Annotated in this window: 22 protein-coding genes; 17 read left to right on the forward strand and 5 right to left on the reverse strand. The window is 34.7% G+C overall.

From position 1 onward, the window contains the following. Positions 1 to 18 precede the first annotated feature (18 nt). Positions 19 to 2076, forward strand: coding sequence for a DNA primase (dnaG, locus tag GXM17_RS05365; RefSeq protein WP_163398254.1), 2058 nt, complete (start codon positions 19 to 21; stop codon positions 2074 to 2076). Here the strand turns inward: dnaG and GXM17_RS05370 are convergent. Continuing rightward, positions 2073 to 2702 (reverse strand): response regulator transcription factor, encoded by a 630-nt coding sequence (locus tag GXM17_RS05370; RefSeq protein ID WP_163398255.1) that lies wholly within the window; start codon positions 2700 to 2702, stop codon positions 2073 to 2075. The genes dnaG and GXM17_RS05370 overlap by 4 nt on opposite strands. Before the next feature lie 82 nt (positions 2703 to 2784). Next, entirely contained in the window at positions 2785 to 3600 is an 816-nt protein-coding gene (gene nadE, locus GXM17_RS05375; RefSeq protein WP_163398256.1) for an NAD(+) synthase, read from the reverse strand. A 98-nt stretch (positions 3601 to 3698) separates the two neighbouring features. Between nadE and gldB the strand changes: the two genes are divergently transcribed. Together gldB and gldC are read left to right on the forward strand one after the other, a co-directional pair. Then, complete coding sequence (gldB, locus tag GXM17_RS05380; RefSeq protein WP_163398257.1) at positions 3699 to 4655, forward strand: gliding motility lipoprotein GldB; 957 nt, start codon at positions 3699 to 3701, stop codon at positions 4653 to 4655. Continuing rightward, positions 4655 to 4990, forward strand: coding sequence for a gliding motility protein GldC (gene gldC / locus GXM17_RS05385; RefSeq protein WP_163398258.1), 336 nt, complete (start codon positions 4655 to 4657; stop codon positions 4988 to 4990). Before gldB ends, gldC begins: the two co-directional genes overlap by 1 nt. 49 nt (positions 4991 to 5039) lie before the next feature. On the opposite strand, the gene GXM17_RS05390 is transcribed toward gldC, so the two are convergent. From GXM17_RS05390 to GXM17_RS05400, 3 genes are all read right to left on the reverse strand, one after another. Continuing rightward, on the reverse strand, positions 5040 to 5666 hold the full coding sequence (locus GXM17_RS05390) for a hypothetical protein (RefSeq protein ID WP_163398259.1): 627 nt from the start codon (positions 5664 to 5666) through the stop codon (positions 5040 to 5042). Between the two features lie 176 nt (positions 5667 to 5842). Further along, positions 5843 to 6463: a ribosome biogenesis GTP-binding protein YihA/YsxC gene (yihA, locus tag GXM17_RS05395; RefSeq protein ID WP_163398260.1), complete on the reverse strand. Its 621-nt coding sequence runs from the start codon at positions 6461 to 6463 to the stop codon at positions 5843 to 5845. Positions 6464 to 6506: 43 nt separating this feature from the next. Then, positions 6507 to 7271, reverse strand: a complete 765-nt coding sequence (locus GXM17_RS05400) for an alpha/beta fold hydrolase (RefSeq protein ID WP_163398261.1) — start codon at positions 7269 to 7271, stop codon at positions 6507 to 6509. Positions 7272 to 7647: 376 nt separating this feature from the next. On the opposite strand from GXM17_RS05400, the gene mraZ reads away from it, so the two are divergent. From mraZ to GXM17_RS05470, 14 genes are all read left to right on the forward strand, one after another. Continuing rightward, the gene (gene mraZ / locus GXM17_RS05405) at positions 7648 to 8121 is read left to right on the forward strand and encodes a division/cell wall cluster transcriptional repressor MraZ (RefSeq protein ID WP_163398262.1); all 474 of its coding nucleotides are present in this window, start codon (positions 7648 to 7650) and stop codon (positions 8119 to 8121) included. Further along, a complete protein-coding gene (rsmH, locus tag GXM17_RS05410; protein WP_208796417.1) occupies positions 8096 to 9004 on the forward strand; it encodes a 16S rRNA (cytosine(1402)-N(4))-methyltransferase RsmH in 909 nt (302 codons plus the stop codon). Before mraZ ends, rsmH begins: the two co-directional genes overlap by 26 nt. A 12-nt stretch (positions 9005 to 9016) precedes the next feature. Then, positions 9017 to 9364: an FtsL-like putative cell division protein gene (locus GXM17_RS05415; RefSeq protein WP_163398264.1), complete on the forward strand. Its 348-nt coding sequence runs from the start codon at positions 9017 to 9019 to the stop codon at positions 9362 to 9364. Next, positions 9355 to 11364: a penicillin-binding protein gene (locus tag GXM17_RS05420; protein ID WP_163398265.1), complete on the forward strand. Its 2010-nt coding sequence runs from the start codon at positions 9355 to 9357 to the stop codon at positions 11362 to 11364. The genes GXM17_RS05415 and GXM17_RS05420 overlap by 10 nt, the downstream gene beginning before the upstream one ends. Beyond that, positions 11361 to 12824, forward strand: coding sequence for a UDP-N-acetylmuramoyl-L-alanyl-D-glutamate--2,6-diaminopimelate ligase (locus tag GXM17_RS05425; RefSeq protein WP_163398266.1), 1464 nt, complete (start codon positions 11361 to 11363; stop codon positions 12822 to 12824). The genes GXM17_RS05420 and GXM17_RS05425 overlap by 4 nt, the downstream gene beginning before the upstream one ends. Positions 12825 to 12893: 69 nt before the next feature. Continuing rightward, positions 12894 to 14123, forward strand: a complete 1230-nt coding sequence (gene mraY, locus GXM17_RS05430; protein WP_163398267.1) for a phospho-N-acetylmuramoyl-pentapeptide-transferase — start codon at positions 12894 to 12896, stop codon at positions 14121 to 14123. Continuing rightward, entirely contained in the window at positions 14124 to 15455 is a 1332-nt protein-coding gene (gene murD, locus GXM17_RS05435) for a UDP-N-acetylmuramoyl-L-alanine--D-glutamate ligase (RefSeq protein WP_163398268.1), read from the forward strand. It begins immediately after the preceding gene. Positions 15456 to 15532: 77 nt separating this feature from the next. Continuing rightward, positions 15533 to 16843, forward strand: coding sequence for an FtsW/RodA/SpoVE family cell cycle protein (locus GXM17_RS05440; RefSeq protein ID WP_163398269.1), 1311 nt, complete (start codon positions 15533 to 15535; stop codon positions 16841 to 16843). A 40-nt stretch (positions 16844 to 16883) separates the two neighbouring features. Further along, on the forward strand, positions 16884 to 17969 hold the full coding sequence (murG, locus tag GXM17_RS05445; protein WP_163398270.1) for an undecaprenyldiphospho-muramoylpentapeptide beta-N-acetylglucosaminyltransferase: 1086 nt from the start codon (positions 16884 to 16886) through the stop codon (positions 17967 to 17969). A gap of 143 nt (positions 17970 to 18112) precedes the next feature. Further along, on the forward strand, positions 18113 to 19462 hold the full coding sequence (gene murC / locus GXM17_RS05450; RefSeq protein ID WP_163398271.1) for a UDP-N-acetylmuramate--L-alanine ligase: 1350 nt from the start codon (positions 18113 to 18115) through the stop codon (positions 19460 to 19462). Then, positions 19449 to 20171: a cell division protein FtsQ/DivIB gene (locus GXM17_RS05455; protein ID WP_163398272.1), complete on the forward strand. Its 723-nt coding sequence runs from the start codon at positions 19449 to 19451 to the stop codon at positions 20169 to 20171. Before murC ends, GXM17_RS05455 begins: the two co-directional genes overlap by 14 nt. Positions 20172 to 20177: 6 nt before the next feature. Further along, positions 20178 to 21587: a cell division protein FtsA gene (ftsA, locus tag GXM17_RS05460; protein WP_163398273.1), complete on the forward strand. Its 1410-nt coding sequence runs from the start codon at positions 20178 to 20180 to the stop codon at positions 21585 to 21587. Between the two features lie 74 nt (positions 21588 to 21661). Beyond that, entirely contained in the window at positions 21662 to 23638 is a 1977-nt protein-coding gene (gene ftsZ, locus GXM17_RS05465; RefSeq protein WP_163398274.1) for a cell division protein FtsZ, read from the forward strand. 199 nt (positions 23639 to 23837) lie between these two features. Beyond that, entirely contained in the window at positions 23838 to 24287 is a 450-nt protein-coding gene (locus GXM17_RS05470; protein WP_163398275.1) for a GatB/YqeY domain-containing protein, read from the forward strand. The last annotated feature ends 18 nt before the right edge of the window (positions 24288 to 24305 follow it).

Consider the following 24305-nt stretch of genomic DNA (forward strand, 5'->3'; position numbering starts at 1 on the left):
TAAAATAATATTTACGTTTTGATTTCACAAAGTACAATTGATGCTGTTTTTGAAACTGCCCGAGTTGAGGAGGTTATTGGTGATTTTGTGAATTTAAAAAGGGCAGGAAGCAATTTCAAAGGTTTGAGTCCTTTCTCAGATGAGCGCTCTCCGTCGTTCATGGTTTCGCCTGCAAAAGGAATCTGGAAGGATTTCAGTTCCGGAAAAGGGGGGAATTCTGTTGCCTTTTTGATGGAACACTCGCATTTTACTTATCCGGAAGCCATTCGATACCTGGCCAGAAAGTATAATATTGAGATTGAAGAAACGGAGCAGTCTGAAGCAGAAAAAGCGATAACCGATGTTCGCGAAAGTATGTATCTGGTTTCTGAATTTGCAGCCAAATATTTTCATGATACGCTTTTAAATTCCGAAGAAGGGAAAGCAATCGGTTTAACTTATTTTAAGGAAAGAGGTTTTAGCAATGAAACTATCAAAAAGTTCAATTTAGGTTATTCGCCTGAAACCTGGGATGCTTTTACAAAAGAGGCACTCGGAAAAGGTTATAAATTAGAGTTTCTGGAAAGTACAGGTTTAACGATTGCCAGAGAAGATCGCCCTTTTGATCGTTTTAAAGGCCGTGTGATGTTCCCGATTCAAAGCATGTCAGGTCGTGTGTTAGGTTTTGGAGGACGTATCTTAACAAATGATAAAAAAGCCGCCAAATACCTGAATTCGCCGGAAAGTGATATTTACCATAAAAGTAAAGTACTTTACGGAATTTTTCAGGCCAAACAGTCAATTGCAAAACAAAATAATTGTTATCTGGTTGAAGGTTATACAGATGTGATTCAGTTTAACCAGGCCGGAATAGAGAATGTTGTGGCTTCATCCGGAACAGCTCTGACACCAGATCAGATCCGTCTTATTAATCGTTTGACAAGAAACATCACGGTACTTTTTGATGGCGACGCTGCAGGACTTCGTGCTTCTATTCGGGGAATCGATTTAATACTTGAAGAAGGTATGAATGTAAGGGTTTGTGCTTTTCCGGACGGTGAAGATCCTGATAGTTTTGCAAGAAAAAATTCTCATGATGATTTAGTTGCTTATTTAGAAAACAACAGCAAAGATTTTATACAGTTTAAGGCTTCGATTTTGATTGGCGAAGCAAAAAACGACCCGATAAAAAAAGCCGATCTGATTCGTGATATGGTCGCTAGTATTTCTAAAATACCGGACCGTATCCAGCGTGAAGTGTATATTCAGGAATGTGCCCGAATAATGGATATTTCTGAACAGGTTTTGACAAGTACCCTTGCACAGCTGATTCAGAAAGATATTGCAGAAGCCAACAAAAGGCACAAACAGGAACAAAAGCCATTTGAAGTTTTTAGAAATCAAAATCCAAAAACTGCTCAATTTTCCGGCGGAGACCCGGAAGATCCCAGAGTTGGGCCACCGGAGGATTATCCAGGAGACTTTGGATATCCGAAACAAACTGAAAAAGTAGATATCTTATATCGCTTAGAAAGAAAAGTAATTGAAATTTTATTGCTTTATGGCGATAAGACAGAAGAATTTGAGGATGTCCTTCTAAAAAACAATGATGAAGGACAAGTTGTAATGGTAACAGAAAAGAAAGAATACAAAGTTTTCCAGCGGATTTATTTGAGTTTGCAGGAGGATGAAGTAGAGCTGTCAAATAATTTGTTTCGTGATATTTTTACAGACTTAATTGGTTTTTATCTTCAAAATGAAAAATTCAGCCTGGAACAATATTTAATGCGTCTGCGGCCTGAATTTGCTCAGGAAGTTACAGATATTTTAATGGAAGATGAAAGGTTAACACTGCACAATTGGGAGGGGCAGAATATTTTTACGAAAGGTAAACACGAAACTATAGCACAATATGTTACCGAGACAGTGATGTCTATGCGTTGGTTTTTGGTTGGGAAAATTATTGAAGAATTAAAAAGCTCTATACAACCTGATAATTCAGATAATACAGAGCTTTTGTCTTTGGTGATGGATTACTCCGGTTTAGTTAATTCGTTTTCAAAAAAACTGGGAAGAGTAATGTCAAGATACCATTAAATAATTTCTAAAGTCTTAGCTTTATTAACCAAGTCAACTAAATTGGTTACATTCAATTTAGTCAATAGTCTTAGTTTATAAGTACTAATTGTTTTTTCGTTCAGGTTTAAAATTTTAGAAATTTCATTGTTTTTCTTTCCGTCACTTAAATAACGCAGAACTTCGATTTCACGGTTAGAAAGCTTTCTGTACAAACGTTCACTTTTGCTTTGTTTAGCAATTAATGCCATGTTTTTACGTACAGTCTCATTAATGATAACTTTCCCTTCCTGTACCTTAATAATTGAAATACCTAATGTTTCAAGTTTTTCAGTTTTGTGCACATACCCGGAAACACCTGCTTTGATTGCGTTAGGTGCATACATTTGCTCAGCAAGATCGCTGAAAATTACAATTTTCGTTTTTGGAAAATTTTTCAGAATTGACTTTACTTCAAAGATACTTGAAAGACCTTCTAATTCCAGATCCAGAATTAAGATGTCGATCTCCTTCGTCTGAAGAATGTCTCTTACCATTGAAAAATTACCTACGTTGGCGACAATTGAAATTTGGTCATGGTCTTTAAAATACGACTTAACGCCAAAGTGAGTCACAGGGTGGTTGTCTGCTAGACATACTTTAATCATAATTTTACCTTTTTAGAATTGTTCATTGTTTTTGGAGCTGTAAAATTAATAAATAAATTCTGTAGTTTATTGCAGGTAAATGTTAAAAATGCGATTTTAACGTTTTTGGTATTGCACAAACAGGTATTGCTTCCATTTTATGTTTATTGTTGGTGTTTAAACGTTTATAAATTTCAAAGACAGTTTTTTCGCGCCCGGTTAAGTCAGCTCCCGTATTTCCTGCTTCTTCGGCAAGCATTGCCCATTCGAGTTCGTCATAACTTGCACCCAGCTGATCTTCATCAGTTCTGTTATCACCAAATAAACCATCGGTTGGGGCTGCTGTTAAAATTGAATTTGGAATTGTTAAAAATTCCCCCAAGGCATACACATCAGATTTCATCAAATCGGCGATTGGACTCAAATCAACTCCTCCATCTCCATATTTGGTATAAAAACCAACACCAAAATCTTCTACTTTGTTACCGGTTCCGGCAACTAAAAGCCCGTGAATTCCAGCGAGATAATATAAGGAAGTCATTCGTAAACGGGCACGCGTATTTGCGAGAGAGAGATTTACTTTTGCTTCGTCGTCTGATCTTGGTACAGCCGTTTTAAATGATTCAAATGTAGCTGTTAAATCAGTAATAGTGCTGGAAACATTTGGAAAACGTTTTTTTAATTGTTCAATGTGTTCTCTTGCTCTTGAAACCTGGCTTTCGGCCTGATGAATAGGCATTTCAACACATAAAACTTTTAAGCCGGTTTGTGCACACAGAGTAGAAGTAACAGCAGAATCAACTCCTCCGGAAATTCCAATTACAAAACCATTTACTTTAGCGTTATCGGCGTAATTTTTCAGCCACTCTACAATGTGGGCATTTACTTTTTCTGTCTGAATATTGCTTTTTTTAGCCATAATAATTCAAGTTTTAAGATGTAGGGATGTATATTTGCACAAATATTTTTAACTATATGTTTACTTAAGATAAGTAACACAAATCTAATTAAAATAAAATGAAAACATATCGCTTTGTAGTGGTTGTATCCTTGTTTTTTTTATCATGTAATCAAAAAAGCAAAGTAGAAAAAGCTGTTGAAGAAATTCCGGTTGATATTAAAGTAGAACGTTTTGATAAAGCTTTTTTTGAAACGAAACCAGAGGACTTAGCTAAAGTAAAAAAACAATATCCGTTTTTTTTTCCGGCAGGGAATGATGATTCAGTCTGGCTTCAGAAAATGCAGGAACCAATCTGGAGAGAAGTTTATACAGAGGTTCAGAAAAAATATTCCAATTTTGAACCTGTTCGTCAGGAGTTTAATACGCTTTTTCAACATTTGAAATATTATTTTCCTAAAATAAAAACGCCAAAAGTAATTACTGTAATTGGTGAGATGGATTATAATGCGAAAGCTATTTATGCAGACAGCCTGGTTATTGTTGCTTTAGAATTGTATTTGGGGAAAGATCATAAATTCTATCAGTTTCCAAACTATCTGAAACAAAATTTTGAAGAAAAACAAATCATGCCGGATGTAGTCTCAAGTTTTGCCTATAGAAATATTCCTCCTTATGAAGATAAAAATCTGGTCTCTCAAATGATTTTTGAAGGAAAGCAATTGTATGCTAAAGATTTACTTTTACCGGAATATACCGATGCTGAAAAAATAGGTTATACAGCTGAACAGATAAAATGGTGTGAAGAAAATGAGGCATATATGTGGCGCTATTTTATGGAAAAAGAAATGTTGTATAGCGCAGATCCTAAGCTTACAACCCGCTTTATTGCTCCGGCTCCGTTTTCTAAATTTTATCTGGAAATAGATAATGAATCGCCAGGAAGAGTGGGTGCCTGGATTGGATGGCAGATCGTACGTTCATACATGAAGAATAATAGTGTAACTTTGCCTGAGTTACTAAAAATTAATGCAAAAGAAATTTTCGAGAATTCAAAATACAAACCTAAGAAATAATGTCAGATATAATAAAATCAGAAATTAAATTCAATATAGAATTAGATGAGAACCGTGTTCCTGAAAAATTATCATGGACCGCAAAAGATGGAGGGGTAGAAGGTGAAGAAGCAAAAGCAATTATGCTTTCTATCTGGGATAGCAAGGCCAAAGAAAGCATGCGAATTGACTTATGGACAAAAGATATGCCGGTTGATGAAATGAAAATTTTCTTTCATCAGACATTAGTTGCAATGTCAGATACTTTTAAACGAGCTACTGATGACGAAAAAATGGCTGATACGATGAAAGATTTCTGTGATTATTTTGCAGAAAAGCTAGAATTGACCAGATAGTCAGTTAAGATTCTAACAAATAAAAAAATCTCAAATCATATTGTAAAATTTATGATTTGAGATTTTTTTTCTCCTGGTAGGTGGGTAAGCGTTTTACGGGTTTGATTGAAATTTTTTTAATGTCATTTATAATTTTTCTGTAACAGCCCATTATTACTACTGATGTGGGGTAATTTGTAATACTAAGCTCTTCTTCCAGGCATCCTCCTGCTGCACGGGAGTAAATTATTTCGCCTCGATTCAGATCGTATACTTCTAAAATGACTTCTGCGTATGTCATTTGTTTCTTATAGTAAAAATGATTTTGAAATTCAAAACTACTAAAGTCGTTTTTTGCATTTTTACACTTTATGTTTACATAATAATCAGCATCAGCTGCTTTTTTTAGTTCCAAAATTGCTGATTTATCTAATTTCAAAGGGACTGGTTTTGTTCCTAAATCTTTTCTTTCCGACATAGAATATTTTACTCTTCTTCCTAAGTATTTCGAAAAATCATCCATTACAGAACGGGTTAATTTTGTTTTGGTATTTTGATCAACTTCAATATCGCCGATAAGCCAGGTACCTTTAGAAAAATCCAGACTGTTCACTTTATCTGTACTATGTAAAAAGTAGTGAGTGACATTGCAGGAAGATAAAAACAATAAAAGTAAATAGTAAAGAGTTTTCTTCATAAAAGAATGAAATTAATTTAGGTCAAATATAATTTAAAAAAAGATATAGCCTTAAGGTGTTCCTTAAAATTAATTAAGATTCAACAATTTTGAGCGATAAAAATCCCAAGCTCCATGTTTGAATGGAATTTGGGATTTTTTATTTATTATTATTTTTGAATTTGGAGGATTGAAGTCTAAAACCCTGAGTTGTTTTTAAAAACTTCCTGATTCACTTCATCTATATAGGATAAAAGTTCTTCTTTTCCAATTGATTCTGTAGATGATGTTACAAAATATTTGGGCATTTCGGACCAGTTGTTAGCGTACATTTGTTTTTTGTATGCTGCAATATGAGAATCAATTTTTACTTTACTGATTTTATCTGCTTTTGTAAAAATAATACAAAAGGGAATTTCGCTTTCGCCCATGTAAGACATGAATTCAATGTCTATTTTTTGGGCTTCATGACGAATGTCGATTAATACAAAAGCACATACCAGCTGTTCTCTGTTTTCGAAATAATCCGTTATAAATTGCTGAAAAACAGATTTGGTTTTTTTGGATACTTTCGCATAGCCGTAACCTGGTAAATCGACCAAAAACCAGTTGCTGTTGATTTTAAAATGATTTATTAATTGCGTTTTTCCCGGTTTTCCAGATGTCTTTGCTAAATTTTTATGATTGGTAATCATATTGATCAGTGATGATTTACCAACATTAGATCGGCCTATAAATGCATACTCCGGCAAAAACTCAGCAGGGCATTTTGAAGCATCAGAATTACTGATAATAAATTCGGCGGTATTAATTTTCATATCCTTTTATTTTTAAAACCTCCTTAAAAGCGAAAGTTATAAGCTATAATTGCTGCTCAGTAAGCCATTTTTCAAGAATTTCATTGAATTCATCAGGATGCTCCATCATAGCAGCGTGTCCGCATTTGTCTATCCAGTATAAAGTTGAGTTAGGTAATAATTTATGGAATTCTTCAGCCACATTTGGAGGAGTAACAGTATCGTTTTTTCCCCAGATGATACACGTTTCAATCGTCATTTTGGGTAAATCTTTTGCCATATTATGACGAATGGCGCTTTTTGCAATTGTTAAAGTTTTAATCAGTTTGATACGGTCATTAGCTGTAGCATACACTTCATCAATAAGATCAGGAGTTGCGATTTTAGGGTCATAAAATACTTCTTCAGCTTTCTTTTTTATGTATTCGTAATCGCCTCTTCTCGGGTAGCTGTCTCCCATTGCGCTCTCGTAAAGGCCTGAACTTCCTGTTATTACAAGTCCAGATACTTTTTCAGGATATAATTTTGTGTGATAAAGAGCAATATGTCCCCCTAATGAATTCCCTAACAAAATGACTTTGTCGAAACCTTTAAAAGTGATAAAATCTTTAACGTATTTCGCAAAGCTCTTTACATTGGTTTTTAAAATGCTTTGCGTATATATTGGCAAATCAGGAATTACAACTTTGTATCCTTTCGATGGGAAATATTGTGCTACACCATCAAAGTTACTAAGACCTCCCATTAATCCGTGTAAAATTACGATAGGGGTTCCTTCTCCAGCTTCAAAATAGCTGTATTTGCCTTCTTTTTTGTAGTGTTTGTCCATTTAATCTAATGCCAATTTCAATTTGGACAAATATAGGGTTTAATAAATAAAAATGAATTTTTGCTGCTGTTTTTTAACTGCATAATTTTTGTCAAACTTATAATTGTTTAAATCACAGGTTTTATATTTCTTTTAATGTTAGTATGAAGTGTTAAGAAATTTGTATATAAAGCATTTTTTTAAGAAAAATGAGACTTAATTCTTTATATTAATTAAGGATATGCTTGATTCGTTAATGATTGATTAAGATGTTGATAATCTATTCATTAGGGTGACTGGACATGAAGTGGTTAAACTTATTAACAAAGTGGTATATTGTGGTAAAATGTGGTAATATTTTTTATATTTTTGCTGTATAACATGTTAATGAGTTTTTTTGAACACAATTATAGGGACATATGAGTGTAAAGTTGATGCTAAAGGAAGGTTAATGATACCTGCACCTTTAAAGAAACAATTGGCCTCGTCTCTTCAGGAAGGTTTCGTTTTGAAGCGTTCCGTTTTTCAGCAGTGTCTGGAATTGTATCCAATGGATGAGTGGAATCTGATGATGCAAAAAATTAATAAGCTGAATCGCTTTGTGAAAAAAAATAATGATTTTATTCGAAGATTTACTGCCGGAGTTAAGATAGTAGAAATTGACGCATTAGGGAGATTGTTGGTTCCAAAGGATTTGGTTTCTTTTTCAAATATTTCAAAAGATGTGGTTTTTTCATCAGCAGTTAATATTGTAGAGATTTGGGATAAGGATTTATATGAAAAATCAATAAGCGGCGAAGATATGGATTTTGCAGATTTAGCCGAAGAAGTAATGGGAAATATTAATGACGACGACAATGGAATATCATAACCCGGTTTTGCTTCATCCTACGGTTGATGGTTTAAATATTAAACCTGACGGCATCTATGTTGATGTTACATTTGGAGGTGGAGGCCATTCTAAAGAAATTTTGAAAAGATTAGGCCCAAACGGAAAACTGTTTGCTTTTGATCAGGATGAAGATGCTCTTGCGAATGCATTACCGGATGAAAGATTTACTTTGATTAATGAGAATTTCCGGTTTATAAAAAGATTTTTGCGTTTTTACGGAGTGAAAAGCGTAGATGGAATCCTGGCTGATTTAGGGGTGTCATCACATCAGTTTGATGTTCCGGAACGAGGTTTTTCGACAAGATTTGATGCAGGGCTTGATATGAGAATGAGTCAGAAAAATGATTTAAACGCTTATAAAGTGGTTAATGAATATGATGATGCAAATTTAAGAAGAGTGTTTTTTGATTACGGAGAGTTGAAAAATGCTCCTGCTTTGTCAAGAACTATTATCGAAGCGAGAGAACATTATCCAATTAAAACAACTGACGAATTAAAAGATGTTCTGGCGAAATATTTACCTGAAAGACTTCGAAACAAAATATTGGCTCAAATTTATCAGGCTATCCGTATTGAAGTAAATCAGGAAATGGACGTTTTGAAAGAATTTATCGAGCAGTCATTAGAAATTCTAAATACGGGAGGAAGATTATCTGTGATTTCATATCACTCCCTGGAAGACAGACTGGTAAAAAGATTTATCAAAAACGGAATGTTTGAAGGAGAGCCTGAACGTGATTTTTATGGGAATTTTTCAGTTCCGTTTAAAACAATAGGAAAACTGATTGTTCCTGACGATGATGAAATTAAAGCTAACAACAGGGCGAGAAGTGCGAAATTAAGAATTGCTGAAAAAATATAATATACAGGTAAAATGAAAAGTGGTGTATTTAGCATATTAAAAGCAAGATTTCTGATACATGATGATGCCGTAAAAAACTGGCGATTCATAGTTTTTATTATTCTCCTTGCCATAATAATGATAGCGAATACGCAGCGGTACGAACAAAAGGTATTTGAAATTGCAAAACTGAGCAACGAAGTAAAAGAATTGCGTTCTGAATTTGTAGATCGTCGATCAGAATTGATGAAGTTAAAAATGGAGTCAACAATATCGAATAAAATGCTCGAAAAGCAAATTTATCCATCCACGGTTCCACCAATAAAAATAGAAGTTAAAAAAGAAGAAGAAAAAAGTTTTTTTCAAAGAATATGGCAGTAGACGATAGACATATATCCTACAGAATTTACCTCGTAGCAGTTTTCATCTTTTTGATGGCAATTGCTATTGTTGTTAAATTGACCAATATTCAGTGGGTTGAGGGAGATTATTACAGAAAACTGGCAAAACAGCGTACGGTTAGAAATTTTGTAATTCCGGCAAATAAAGGAAATATTTACTCGGCTGACGGAAGTTTACTTGCAACATCAATACCTAATTATGAAATCAGGTTCGATTCGAAAGCGCCAAAAGAAGAAAATTTCGAGAAGTATATAAAACCTCTTTCAGACTCTTTGTCTTCGATTCTCGGACGTCCAAGCGGCTATTATCAGAATGAACTAAGAAAAGCAAGGGCAAATAAAAACCGTTATTATTTAATTGCCAGAAACCTCAGTTATACTGAATATGTGAAAATCAAAGGTTTTCCTTTATTTAATTTAGGAGCTTTCAAAGGAGGAATTATTGTTGAACAGGAAACTGTCAGAAAGCATCCGATTGGGAAAATTGCTGAAAGAACAATAGGTTATGACCGAATTGATCCGGCTACAGGTGTTGAGGTTGGAAAAGGAATAGAATGGGCATTTAAAAGTTATCTGAACGGAAAAGACGGCAAGATTTTAAAACAGAAAATCGCTAAAGGACAATGGAAACCTATTCGTGATTTAAACGAAGTTGATCCTATAGACGGTTATGATGTAATTTCGACTATTGATGTTTTTATTCAGGACATTGCGCATCATGCTTTGTTGAAACAGTTAGAAGATTATGAAGCTGATCACGGTTGTGTGGTTGTAATGGAAACAGAAACCGGTTACGTAAAAGCAATCTCAAATTTAGGAAGAGGAGAAGACGGATCGTATTACGAAACTACAAATTATGCAGTTGCTGAATCTCACGAACCAGGTTCGACTTTTAAATTAGTTGATCTAATGGCAATTTTAGAAGATAAGGTTGCAGATACAAGTACAGTTTTTGACAGTCATAACGGAGTCGTAAAATATTATGGTCGCAGCGTTCGTGATTCGCACAATGGAGGCTATGGGAAAGTGTCTTTAGCACGCGGATTCGAACTTTCTTCGAATACAGTTATGGTTCAGGCGGTTTATGATAATTATAAAAGCAATCCGTCAAAATTTGTAAATCATATTAGAAATTGGGGATTGGATAAAACTTTAGGCTTGCACTTTAAAGGTGAAGGAAGACCAATTATTCCGCATCCCGGAGATAAAAGCTGGTCGGGGACTACACTTCCGTGGATGGCTTTTGGTTACAATGTTTCGGTTACGCCAATGCAAACATTGACTTTTTATAATTCGGTAGCTAATAATGGTGTAATGGTAAGACCACAATTCGTTTCTGAAATTAAAGAATGGAATAAAACAATCAGGAGATTTGATACAGAAGTAATAAATCCAAAAGTGTGTTCGGAAGAAACTCTTAAAAAAGTAAAAGCGGTATTGCAGAATGTGGTTAAAAAAGGAACAGGGTCTAAGTTGTATTCGAAAGATTTTTCGATGGCAGGAAAAACAGGAACGGCTCAGATGAATTATGGTGGAAAAGAAGGAAAATCAGCGCTGTATTATGCGTCTTCCTTCGTTGGGTATTTTCCGGCAGATCACCCAAAATACTCATGTATTGTAGTAGTTCATAAGCCCAATACATCAAAAAATAATTATTTCGGAGCTGATGTTGCAGGACCGGTTTTTAAAAGAATAGCCCAAAAAATATTTACAGATGCTCCTTCAACAAATAAAATCAGGCGTTTAGATTCCAGAATCCCAAAACAGGAATACAGTTATGATAAATTTAATACTGTATCCAATAAAAAGACAAAACTGATTCCTAATTTAAAAGGTATGCCAGGTATGGACGCAGTTGCTTTATTGGAGAATTTAGGTCTAAAAGTGAGAATAAACGGAGTGGGGAAAGTGAAGAATCAATCCATTCAGGCAGGTCAGAATATTAATAAAAACACAATCATAGTATTAGAATTATCGTGAAAATACTAAAAGACATATTATATAAAGTAGGTATTGAATCTGTAACGGGTTCAACTGACATTGCAATTCATAAAATAGATTTTGATTCAAGAAAAATTGAAGAAAATGATGTTTTTGTTGCTATTCGCGGAACACTTTCTGATGGTCATGATTATATAGAGAAAGCCATTCAGTTAGGTGCAGCAGCAATTATTTGCGATACATTGCCGGAAAAAATTGAAAAAGGAATTACATACATACAAGTAACAGACACCAATACGGCTTTGGCTTTTATGGCTGCTAATTATTTTGACAACCCTTCCGTAAAATTAAAACTGGTAGGTGTGACCGGAACAAACGGAAAAACAACTATTGCATCTTTATTGTTTCAATTGTTTCAAAAGGCGGGTTTTAAAGTCGGGTTGCTGTCAACAGTAAAAATTATGGTGGATGAAACGGAATATAAAGCAACACACACCACTCCTGATTCTATTACAATTAATCATTATCTGAATGAAATGATTTCGGCTGGCGTAACACATTGTTTTATGGAAGTGAGTTCACACGGAATTCATCAGAAAAGAACAGAGGCTTTACATTTTGTAGGCGGAATTTTTACCAATCTTTCACATGATCATTTAGATTATCATCCCACTTTTGCGGAATACAGAGATGTTAAAAAATCATTTTTTGATTCATTGCCAAAAACAGCCTTTGCTTTATCAAATATTGATGATAAAAACGGAACTGTGATGCTGCAAAATACTGTTGCCAGAAAATTAACGTATGCCTTAAAAACCTACGCAGATTTCAAAGCACAGATTTTAGAGAGTCAATTGTCAGGATTATTATTGAAAATAAATGATAACGAAGTCTGGGTAAAGCTAATCGGGACATTTAATGCTTACAATGTATTGGCGATTTACGGGACGGCAGTTGAGTTAGGAATGGATAGTCTGGAAGCATTGCGTTTGTTGTCTGATTTGGAGAGTGTTTCAGGTCGTTTTCAGTATATTGTTTCAGAAGGAAATGTTACTGCAATAGTCGATTATGCCCACACGCCTGATGCTTTGGAAAATGTTTTAAAAACTATTGATGATATCCGTACTAAAAATGAACAATTGATTACAGTTGTAGGCTGTGGCGGAAACAGGGATAAGGCAAAAAGGCCAATCATGGCACAAATTGCTGCAAATTTAAGTGATAAAGCCATTTTAACTTCAGACAATCCAAGAAATGAAGATCCTGAAGTGATTTTGAATGAAATGGAAGAAGGTGTGGAGCCTCATAATTATAAAAAAATCCTGAGAATTACAGACAGAAAACAGGCTATAAAAACAGCTTGTCAATTAGCTCTGTCAAATGATATTATTTTAATTGCAGGTAAAGGACATGAAACGTATCAGGAAATAAACGGTGTTCGGCATCATTTTGATGATATGGAAACGGTAAAAGAAATTTTGGAACAACTAGGAAAATAACAAAAATGCAAATTTCAAATTCCAATCGGAAAGTTGGAATTTAGAATTTGGAATTTAAAATAAAGATATATGTTATACTATTTATTTGAATATTTAAACAAAACATTGGATGTTCCAGGAACAGGAGTTTTTCAATACATTACCTTCAGATCAGGTTTAGCTTTAATGCTTTCGTTGCTTTTATCAACAATTTATGGTAAAAGGGTAATTAATTTTCTGCGTCGCCAGCAGGTTGGAGAAACAGTACGTGAACTTGGTCTTGCAGGTCAAAATGAAAAAGCAGGAACTCCAACAATGGGAGGTCTGATTATCATTTTTGCTACCTTAATACCTGTTTTGTTATTTGCGCGTTTGCATAATATTTATATAGTATTGCTTATTGTTACCACACTTTGGATGGGTACAATTGGTTTTGTGGATGATTATATTAAAATATTCAAAAAAGACAAAGAAGGGCTTAAGGGAAAATTCAAAGTTATTGGTCAGGTTGGTCTTGGAGTTATTGTGGGAGCTGTGCTTTATTTTAATCCTGCTGTTACTGTCAGAACAGATACAGGTTATACCGAAAGTTTCAAAACAACGAATACTACTGTGGTAATTCCTGCTCCTATTGAAGAAAAATCTACAGCAACTACAATTCCCTTTATAAAAAATAATGAATTTGATTATGCTGAAGTATTATCATTTATGGGAGACGGGTATGAAAAATGGGCATGGCTGATATTTATTCCGGTAGTGATTTTTATTATTACAGCCGTTTCAAATGGAGCGAATTTAACTGATGGTATTGATGGTCTCGCCGCAGGGATATCGGCAATTTCCGTCTTAGCTCTCGGAATTTTTACGTTTGTTTCCGGTAATGTTATTTTTTCGAATTATCTCAATATTATGTATATCCCCAATTCGGGAGAAATGACGGTCTTTATTTCGGCTTTTGTTGGTGCTTTGATTGGTTTTCTCTGGTACAATTCTTACCCGGCATCGGTTTTTATGGGAGATACGGGAAGTTTGACTATCGGAGGAATTATTGCTGTTTTGGCAATTGCAGTTCGTAAAGAGATATTGATAGTTTTGTTCTGTGGAATTTTCCTTGCAGAAAGTGCTTCAGTAATAATTCAGGTAAGTTATTTTAAATATACAAAAAGGCGTTTTGGAGAAGGCAGAAGAATCTTTCTGATGTCGCCTTTGCATCATCATTATCAGAAAAAAGGATATCACGAGAGTAAAATAGTAACCCGATTCTGGATTGTAGCCATAATGTTAGCCATATTATCAATCGTTACTTTAAAGTTGAGATAGATGAGGCTGGTCATTTTAGGAGGAGGAGAAAGTGGTGTAGGTACTGCTATCCTCGGTAAGAAAAAAGGATATGATGTTTTTGTATCTGATTTTGGAAAGATAAAAGAGAGTTACAAAGAAGTTCTTATAATTAATAAAATTGCCTGGGAAGAGGAACAGCATACTGAAGATTTGATTCTGAATGCTGATGTGGTTATGAAAAGCCCCGGAATACCGGAAAAATCTCCGATAGTAAAAAAGCTTATTGCTGCAGGTGTCAAGGTGATTTCTGAAATTGAGTTTGCCAAACCTTTTACCGAAGCACTCACAATTGGAATTACCGGAAGCAATGGCAAAACAACAACAACCATGCTCACCTATCATTTATTAAAATCAGCAGGTTTGAATGTAGGATTAGGAGGAAACATCGGAAAGAGTTTTGCCTGGCAGGTAGCCGAAAATAAATTTGATGCATACGTTCTTGAATTAAGCAGTTTTCAGTTGGACGGAATTATAGATTACAAACCGGATATTGCCATCATAACAAATATCAGTCCGGATCACTTAGACCGATATGATTATAAATATGAAAATTATATCGATTCAAAGTTTCGAATAACGATGAACCAGACTGAAAGCGATTATCTTATTTATGATGCAGATGATGAAGCAAGTACAGAATGGCTAAAGAACAATAAAACAAAAGCAAAATTAATTCCTTTTTCATTGACTAAATCATTTGACGAAGGAGCTTCTATAAATAACAACAAAATGGAAATAAAGATCAACCAGGAAGAGTTTACAATGGAAACAGAATACATTGCGTTAGAAGGAAAACATAATATGAAAAATGCAATGGCAGCAAGCTCTGTAGCAAAATTGATGCAAATCAGAAATGCAACAATTCGTGAAAGTTTATCAAATTTTCAAGGTGTTGAACATCGTTTAGAAAAAGTATTAAAAATTCAAAACGTACAATACATCAATGATTCAAAAGCAACAAATGTAAATGCTACTTTTTTCGCTTTAGACAGTATGAATGTTCCAACTGTATGGATTGTAGGAGGTGTGGATAAAGGAAACGATTACAACGAATTAATGTCATTGGTTCGTGAAAAAGTAAAAGCAATTATCTGTTTAGGAATCGATAATCGTAAAATTATTGAAGCTTTTGGAAATGTTGTGGATATAATGGTGGAAGTGAATAACATGAACGATGCTGTTAAAACAGCGCAAAGATTAACAGAAAAAGGTGATGCTGTTTTATTGTCTCCGGCCTGTGCCAGTTTTGATTTATTTGAAAACTATGAAGACCGGGGAAAACAGTTTAAACAAGCGGTGCATAACTTGTAAAAAATATTGTTTCAGGTTTCATGTTAGCAAGAACCTGAAACCTGAAACCAGAAAAACTTGAATCTAAAAGAATGGTAATGAAGGAGTTGGTTAACAAATTAAAAGGAGACAGGGTAATATGGTCATTCGTGGCTTTATTGGCACTGTTTTCGTTTATGCCTGTTTTTAGTGCAAGTAGTAATCTGGCTTACATTGGACATGGTACAGGAAATACACTGGGTTATCTTATTAAACATCTGGCTCACATCTGCATTGGTTTTATGATTATTTATTGGGTTCATAAAATCCCGTATCATTATTTTAGGGCTATTTCAAAAATTGCGCTGCCTGTAGTCTGGATTCTTTTGGTTTTTACATTAGTTAAAGGGACTGTAATTTCCGGAGCAAATGCCAGTCGGTGGATTCAGCTTCCGTTTATCGGAATAACGTTTCAGCCATCTACAATTGCTTCAATTGTGCTTTTTATATTTGTAGCCAGATATCTGTCTAAAACGAAGCAGGAGAATGAGTCTTTTCAAACTTCATTAATTCAGCTCTGGATTCCGGTTTTTATCACTTTGGCACTTATTTTGCCAGCCAATTTTTCGACTACAGCCTTGATTTTTTCAATGGTAATTATGTTGACATTTATTGGTAAATATCCACTGAAATATATTGGTTTTATTATTGGTTCAGGGGTAGCGATGCTGGCTTTTTTCCTTTTGGTAGCTAAAGCTTTTCCGGATTCCAAATTTTTTAGCAGGGTATCAACCTGGGAAAGCCGTATCATGAACTTTACCACTGATAAACCTGATGAAGATGATTATCAGATTGAAAAAGCCAAAACTGCAATTGCTTCAGGGAAATTGGGAGGATTAGGACCAGGAAAAAGTGTTCAGAAAAACTTTCTGCCACAATCATCTTCCGATTTTATTTACGCCATAATTGTTGAGGAATATGGTTTGGTTGGCGGAGTAGCAATATTAATTTTGTATTTACTGCTGTTGTTCCGATTTGTTGTGGCGTCTCATAAGGCAAACACGCTGTTTGGAAAATTAGTCGTCGTCGGGCTTGGGTTTCCTATGATATTTCAGGCAATGATCAATATGGCGGTTGCCGTTGAATTATTACCTGTAACAGGTCAGACGCTTCCGTTGATAAGCAGTGGTGGAAGTTCGATCTGGATGACTTGTTTTGGTCTTGGAATTATTATCAGTGTAACGAAAAAAGAAGAAGAAATCGCTGAAGAAAAAGAAGAGAAAGAAAGACGAAAAGAAGCGCTTCAAAGGTTAATTGATAAAGAACTTTCAGAAGGAGATTTGCCTGCTGATGAAATATATGAAGAGGAAGAAATGTATTCGATTCAGGACAATTCCAAAAATCCGATGAATGCAGTATTAAATAAATAAAATTAAAAAGAAAATAGTTTTAAACTATAACTTTTAAAATATGACAAAGTATAAATTCATACTAAGTGGTGGTGGAACAGGAGGGCATATTTATCCTGCAATTGCGATTGCAAACGAATTAAAATTACAATTTCCTGATGCTGAATTTCTTTTTGTTGGAGCTAAAGACAAAATGGAAATGCAAAAAGTGCCTCAGGCGGGTTACGAGATAAAAGGACTTTGGATTGCCGGATTGCAAAGAAAGTTAACGTTACAAAATATGATGTTTCCTTTAAAATTAGCATCTAGTTTATTAGAATCAAAGAGAATTATCAAACAATTTAAGCCAAATGTAGTAATCGGAACTGGTGGTTTTGCAAGCGGTCCTCTTTTACAGGCAGCAGGATCAGCAGGAATCCCAACAGTAATTCAGGAACAGAATTCTTTTCCCGGAATTACAAATAAGCTGCTGAGCAAAAAAGCAAATGCGATTTGTGTTGCTTATGAGAATTTAGAACGTTTTTTTCCGAAAGAAAAAATTGTTTTGACAGGAAATCCGGTACGTCAGGATCTGATTGATATTGATACAAAGCGCAATGAAGCTATTGCTTTTTACGGTTTGGATCCCAATAAAAAAACTTTGTTGGTTTTAGGAGGCAGTTTAGGAGCCAGAAGAGTTAATCAGTTAATCGAAAAAGAATTAGATAGTTTTCTTTCTCAGGACGTACAGGTAATCTGGCAATGCGGAAAATTATATTTTGAAGATTATAAAAAATACAATCAGCCGAATGTAAAAGTGGTTGATTTTATTGAAAGAATGGATTTTGTTTACGCCGCAGCAAATGTAATTATTTCAAGAGCAGGAGCGTCATCTGTTTCAGAGTTATGTATTGTCGGGAAACCGGTAATTTTTATACCATCGCCAAACGTAGCAGAAGATCATCAGACCAAAAACGCTCAGGCAATTGTAGATGCAAAAGGTGCAATTTTATTGAGAGAGTCAGAATTAGACAGTCAGTTTAGTATTGTTTTTGAAGCACTTTTAAAAGATGACGGAAAGCAAAAACAATTAAGTGATAATATTAAAAAGCTGGCCAGGCCAAATGCTACAAAAGTTATTGTAGATGAAATTAAAAAGTTGTTATAATGTAACTTTTAAGAATAATTATAAAACAGTTTACAATATTTAGAATGCTATTTTTAAGCGTTTTGAGTTGTTAAATAATAAAAAATACAAAAGCTTTATTACTAGTTTTTTATAAAAGTAAAATAGCTCAAAATAATAATCAAATGAATTTAAATCAAATACAGAACGTTTATTTTATAGGTATCGGAGGAATCGGAATGAGCGCCCTGGCCCGTTATTTCAAATATATAGGAAAAAAGGTTTCGGGTTATGATAAAACTCCTTCAATGCTTACAAATGAATTGATTGAAAGTGGTATTGATATTCATTTTGAAGATAATATCGGTTTAATTCCATCAGATTATTACGTAGAAAATACGCTCGTAATATTTACACCCGCAGTTCCTATTACTCATTCAGAATGGAATTATTTTATTGAAAGACAGTATCACGTTAAAAAACGTGCGGAAGTTCTGGGTATTATTACAAAAGATACATTTAGTTTTGCAGTGGCCGGAACCCACGGAAAAACAACAACTTCCAGTATTTTGGGACATATATTGCATGAAAGCGGGGCAGATGTTACGGCATTTGTAGGCGGAATTGTTGAGAATTATAATTCAAATCTAATTGGAAACGGAAAAACCGTGACAGTAGTCGAAGCAGATGAATTTGACAGATCGTTTTTGCATTTGCATCCCAATATTGCATGTGTAACATCAATGGATGCAGATCACCTGGATATTTACGGAACGAGTGAAGCTATTGAAGCTTCTTTTGTAGAATTTGCATCCAGAGTTGAAGATAATAATAATCTCTTTATAACTAAAGAATTGCCTCTGGATGGAGTGCAATGTGCTATTAATGAAGATGCTGCTTATAAGGCTTTTAATGTCAGAATAGAAAATGGAAGCTATGTTTTTGATGTGCAGACCCCATCAGAAGTTATAAAAGATCTGCATTTTGGATTGCCGGGGAAGCATAATTTAATGAATGCATTAATGGCTATTGCAATGTCAAAAACTTTTGGGACATCAACAGCTGCTATTGCAAAAGCACTGGCTTCTTTTAACGGAATCAGAAGGCGTTTTTCATATCAGATTAAATCTGAAAATTTAGTTTATATAGATGATTATGCACATCATCCAACAGAAATAAATGCTGTTCATCAAGCTGTTAGGGAATTGTATCCCACTAAAAAAGTTCTTGCCATTTTTCAGCCGCATTTGTTCAGCAGAACAAAAGATTTTGTTGACGGATTTGCAGAAAGTTTGTCTCAGTTTGACGAAGTTTTTTTAATGGATATTTACCCGGCAAGAGAGCTTCCTATGGAAGGAGTGACTTCTGAATGGCTGTTGGGAAAAATGACTAATCCCAATAAAAAAATTGTTGCAAAAGAAGATTTGCTGACAGAAATTAAAGCTAATGATGCGCCAATAATTGTAACAATCGGAGCGGGTGATATTGGAGAAATGGTACCATCAATAAAAAAAATGCTAAATGAGAATATTTAACTGGACAAATATTAGATTAGTACTTATTTTCGGACTTGTTTTGTTTCTCTATTCGTTTGCTCAGCATCGAAATGGAGAAAGAAAACTGAAGAAATCAGAGGTTGTTTTTGTAGGGGAAAATAAGCTTTTCGTGAAGCCTGAAACGGTTAATAAATTGTTGATAGAAAATAAAAGAGACCCTTCCAGTATCCGAAAAGATGAAGTAGATTTGAATAAAATAGAAAAAAGCCTTGATACGCAGGACATGATTGAAAAGTCGGATGTTTTTGTAAGTATCGATGGAGTTCTCAAAGCGCGTGTAAAACAGAGAACACCAATAGTAAGAGTTTATGATGGTGGGAGCTCTTTCTATATTGACTATGAGGGTGATAAAATGCCTTTGTCAGACAATTTTACGGCGCGTGTTCCTCTTGTTTCGGGGACAATAAATAAAAAAAATAACGAAGATTTAGCTGCTTTATTTCGCAAAATTTATGACGATGCGTTTTTGAAAAAAAACATCATTGCAATTGAAATTATGCCTAATGGTAGCTTAAAAATGTTTAATAGAAATTATAATTACTTCATTGATTTTGGAAGGACAATGAATGTTGATCAAAAATTCAGGAATTATAAAGCCTTCTTTCAAAAGGCAGTTTTAGATAGTTCGTTATACAAATACAAAAAAATTGACCTTAGATTTACGGAACAAGTAGTTTGCACAAAATAATAGAAAATGGAAAAAGATAACATTGCAGTAGGTCTAGATATTGGAACAACCAAGATAGTTGCCATGATAGGCAAGAAGAATGAATATGGAAAATTAGAAATTCTTGGTATTGGTAAATCCAAAAGTTTGGGTGTGGCAAGAGGTGTAGTAAATAATATTACACAAACTATTCAGTCAATTCAGCAAGCTATTCTTGAAGCCGAAACTAATTCAGGTTACAAAATTAAAGATGTGGTTGTCGGGATTGCAGGACAGCATATCAGAAGTATTCAGCATACAGATTACATCAGCCGTAATAATCCGGAAGAAGTAATTGGGGAAAATGATATTCAGCTTTTGATTGATCAGGTAAATAAACTGGCCATGTTACCGGGAGAAGAAATTATTCATGTTTTGCCACAGGAATTCAAAATAGACGGACAATCTGAAATAAAAGAACCAATCGGAATGTACGGCGGGAGACTGGAATCTAGTTTTCACGTGGTAGTTGGGCAGGCATCGTCAATCAGAAACGTTGGCAGATGTATCCAGAGTTCTGGAATCGAATTATCAGGATTGACATTAGAACCTTTAGCTTCTGCAGATGCTGTTTTAAGTCAGGAAGAAAAAGAAGCTGGTGTTGCACTAATTGATATTGGTGGCGGGACAACAGATTTAGCCATTTTTAAGGATGGGATTATACGTCATACTGCTGTCATACCTTTTGGAGGAAATGTAATTACGGAAGATATCAAGGAAGGATGTTCTATTATTGAAAAGCAGGCTGAACTTTTAAAAATAAAATTCGGATCGGCGTGGCCGGGAGAAAACAAAGACAACGAAATTGTTTCTATTCCGGGTTTAAGAGGAAGGGAACCAAAAGAGATTTCGCTTAAAAACCTTTCCAAAATTATTCACGCACGTGTGGTAGAAATAATTGAACAGGTTTTTGCAGAAATTAAAGCTTACGGACATGAAGATCCACGTAAAAAATTAATTGCCGGTATTGTTCTTACAGGTGGAGGTGCGCAGTTAAAACACATCAAGCAGTTAGTTGAATATATTACCGGGATGGATACCAGAATAGGATATCCAAACGAACATTTAGCAGGTAATTCTAGCGAAGAAATTTCAAGCCCATTGTTTGCAACTGCTGTTGGATTGGTAATGAATAGTATTGAGAATAGTACACAAAGTGCTGTAAGAATGGAAGTTGTAAATGAGCAGCCAAGAGTTGTTTACAGAAATGTTCCTCCTGTAACACAACAACGATACGAAGTGGAAGAAAGTTACATTGAAAGGGAAGAAGCTGTTGAGCAATCAAGAGAAGTTAGAAGCAATGCTGCTGTTGAGGAATCTACAGAAACTAAAATTAGAAGATCATTTTTTGACCGATATGTCGATAAAATCAAAGATTTTTTAGACAACGCAGAATAAAGAAAAGGAATTACTTTTTGCCCCAAGTCAGGAAGTAAAAAATGTATTAAATAAGAATTTCAAAAACCAAAAAGATGATGAGCAACTCAGAATTTGGAAGCATTTCATTTGATTTACCAAAAAACCAATCAAATGTAATCAAAGTAATAGGCGTAGGCGGGGGCGGAAGTAACGCAATTAATCACATGTTCCAGCAAGGAATAAAAGGTGTGGATTTTATCGTTTGTAATACTGATTCACAGGCATTACAAAACAGTGCTGTTCCAAACAAAATTCAATTAGGGGTGAATTTGACAGAAGGCCTTGGAGCAGGAGCTAATCCAGATGTAGGGCAACAATCTGCTATTGAAAGTATTGCTGATATCGAAAAGATGTTAGACCGCAATACCAAGATGGTATTTATCACCGCTGGTATGGGGGGTGGAACAGGTACAGGAGCTGCTCCGGTAATTGCACAATTGGCAAAAGAGAGAGAAATTCTGACAGTTGGTATTGTGACAATTCCTTTTCAGTTTGAAGGGAAAGTTCGTCAGGAACAAGCACTTTTAGGAATCGAAAAGCTCCGCAAGCAAGTAGATTCTTTAATAGTAATCAATAATAATAAATTAAGAGAAGTATACGGAAATCTAGGTTTCAAAGCAGGATTTTCTAAGGCGGATGAAGTTTTGGCAACAGCCTCAAGAGGTATTGCTGAAGTTATCACGCACCACTATACTCAAAATATCGATTTGCGTGATGCCAAAACTGTTTTGTCAAACAGTGGAACAGCGATCATGGGGTCTTCTGTTGCTGCCGGCGAAAACAGGGCTAAAGAAGCTATCGTTTCAGCATTGGATTCTCCATTATTAAATGACAACAAAATTACAGGAGCCAAAAACGTATTGTTGCTTATCGTTTCTGGATCAGACGAAATTACGCTGGATGAAATTGGAGAAATCAATGACCATATTCAGGCAGAAGCAGGTTATAATGCTAATATTATCATGGGAGTCGGTGAAGACGAATCTCTGGGGGAAGCTATCGCTGTAACTATTATTGCAACTGGTTTTGATGTTGAACAACAAAACGAAATCGTAAATACAGAGCCTAAAAAAATTATTCATACGTTAGAAGATGAGCAAAGAAGTGTTCATAATCTAACAAACAGACCGCTTACTTCTTTTGATTTAAATGCTGAAACGCCTACTGTAAAGTCAGAAGAAAAAGTTGTTTTTGATTTAATGGAAGATACAATTGCTCCGGTAATGCAAACCCCGATAGCTCCGGTTGCTCCAGCTATGAATCAGGAAGAGTTAGTGGTAATGTCAGAGTTTATCAAAAATCTTGATGTGACTTTTGAAATCGTTTCGCCAATTACGGATATTGATTTTACAATTTCAACTCCGGAAGTCCAGTCTTTTCAGGAAACACAACAAGCTCCGCAAAGAACTTTTGAGAAACAGGAACAAACTACTTTTTCATTTGATTTGCCTCTTTTTAGAGCCGAGCCTGAAGTAAAGAAAGAAACAGTTGTTGAGGACAATAAAATTTTATTCGAATTAACAAACGAGACCCGTAACATAAAAGTTAATGATCCAGTTTCGTTTGTTCCGGTTACAGAACTTTCTGAAAATGGAATCATAAAATATTCGTTAGAAGAATATATGGAGGTTGAGAATGATTTAATGGCATCAAAACCGGTTGAAAAAGTGATAGAAGATGTAGTTCCTGAAGAATTAAATATCACATTGAAACCAAGAGTTGAGTTTGCAAGCGAGCCTGATTTTTCAACCACTTCAAATGTTTCTCCAATGGAATTGACAATTGAAGAAACATTGCGTTTAAGAGCGGAAGAAAGAAGAAAGAAACTAAAAGAGTTTAATTATAAATTCCATAACAATGTTTCGAGAATCGATGAGCTTGAAAAAGAACCGGCTTATAAACGATTAGGAATCGATTTGTCGAATTCGCAATCAAATAATACCAATTCAAGAATTTCAGTTGGAACAGACAGTAATAATGATTTGCAATTGCGTTCAAATAATTCATTCTTGCACGACAATGTAGATTAGTCTTAAAAAATCATAATATTTGGATAGCCCGAAAATTGGATTTAATTTTCGGGTTATTTTTTTTATCTTCGCACAGAATTTAAAATTTGACTTTTTTATATAGATATTTTAAGGATTTGTTATTTTTACAAACGAAGTCATAATAATCAAAATTAATATAGCAATGATAAGCAGCTTGCTTATCTAAATAAAATAAAAGATGAGTTTACAGGTACAAATCATGGAAGAGATTAAAACAGCCATGAAAGCGAAAGATACAGTAGCCTTAGAAGCTTTAAGGGCTGTTAAATCTGAATTATTATTGGCATCAACATCATCAGGATCTAAGGAAGAATTAACTGAAGATGAAGAAATAAAACTACTTCAGAGATTAGTAAAAACACGTAAAGAAAGTGCCAGAATCTTTACAGAGCAAAACCGTCCGGACTTAGCTGAACCGGAATTAGCACAAGTAGCTGTAATCGAAAAATTTTTGCCAGCTCAATTAACTGAAGAAGAAGTAGAAGCTGTAGTGGCTAAAATTATTGCAGAAACAGGTGCTTCAGGAATTGCTTCTATGGGGAAAGTTATGGGGTTAGCTTCTGCGCAATTAGGGGGAACTGCTGAAGGAAAGACAATTTCGACAATTGTGAAAAAGTTGCTTTCATAATAAATTCCATATTCCAAC

Source organism: Flavobacterium fluviatile, from assembly GCF_010645065.1.
Classification (GTDB): Bacteria; Bacteroidota; Bacteroidia; order Flavobacteriales; family Flavobacteriaceae; genus Flavobacterium; species Flavobacterium fluviatile.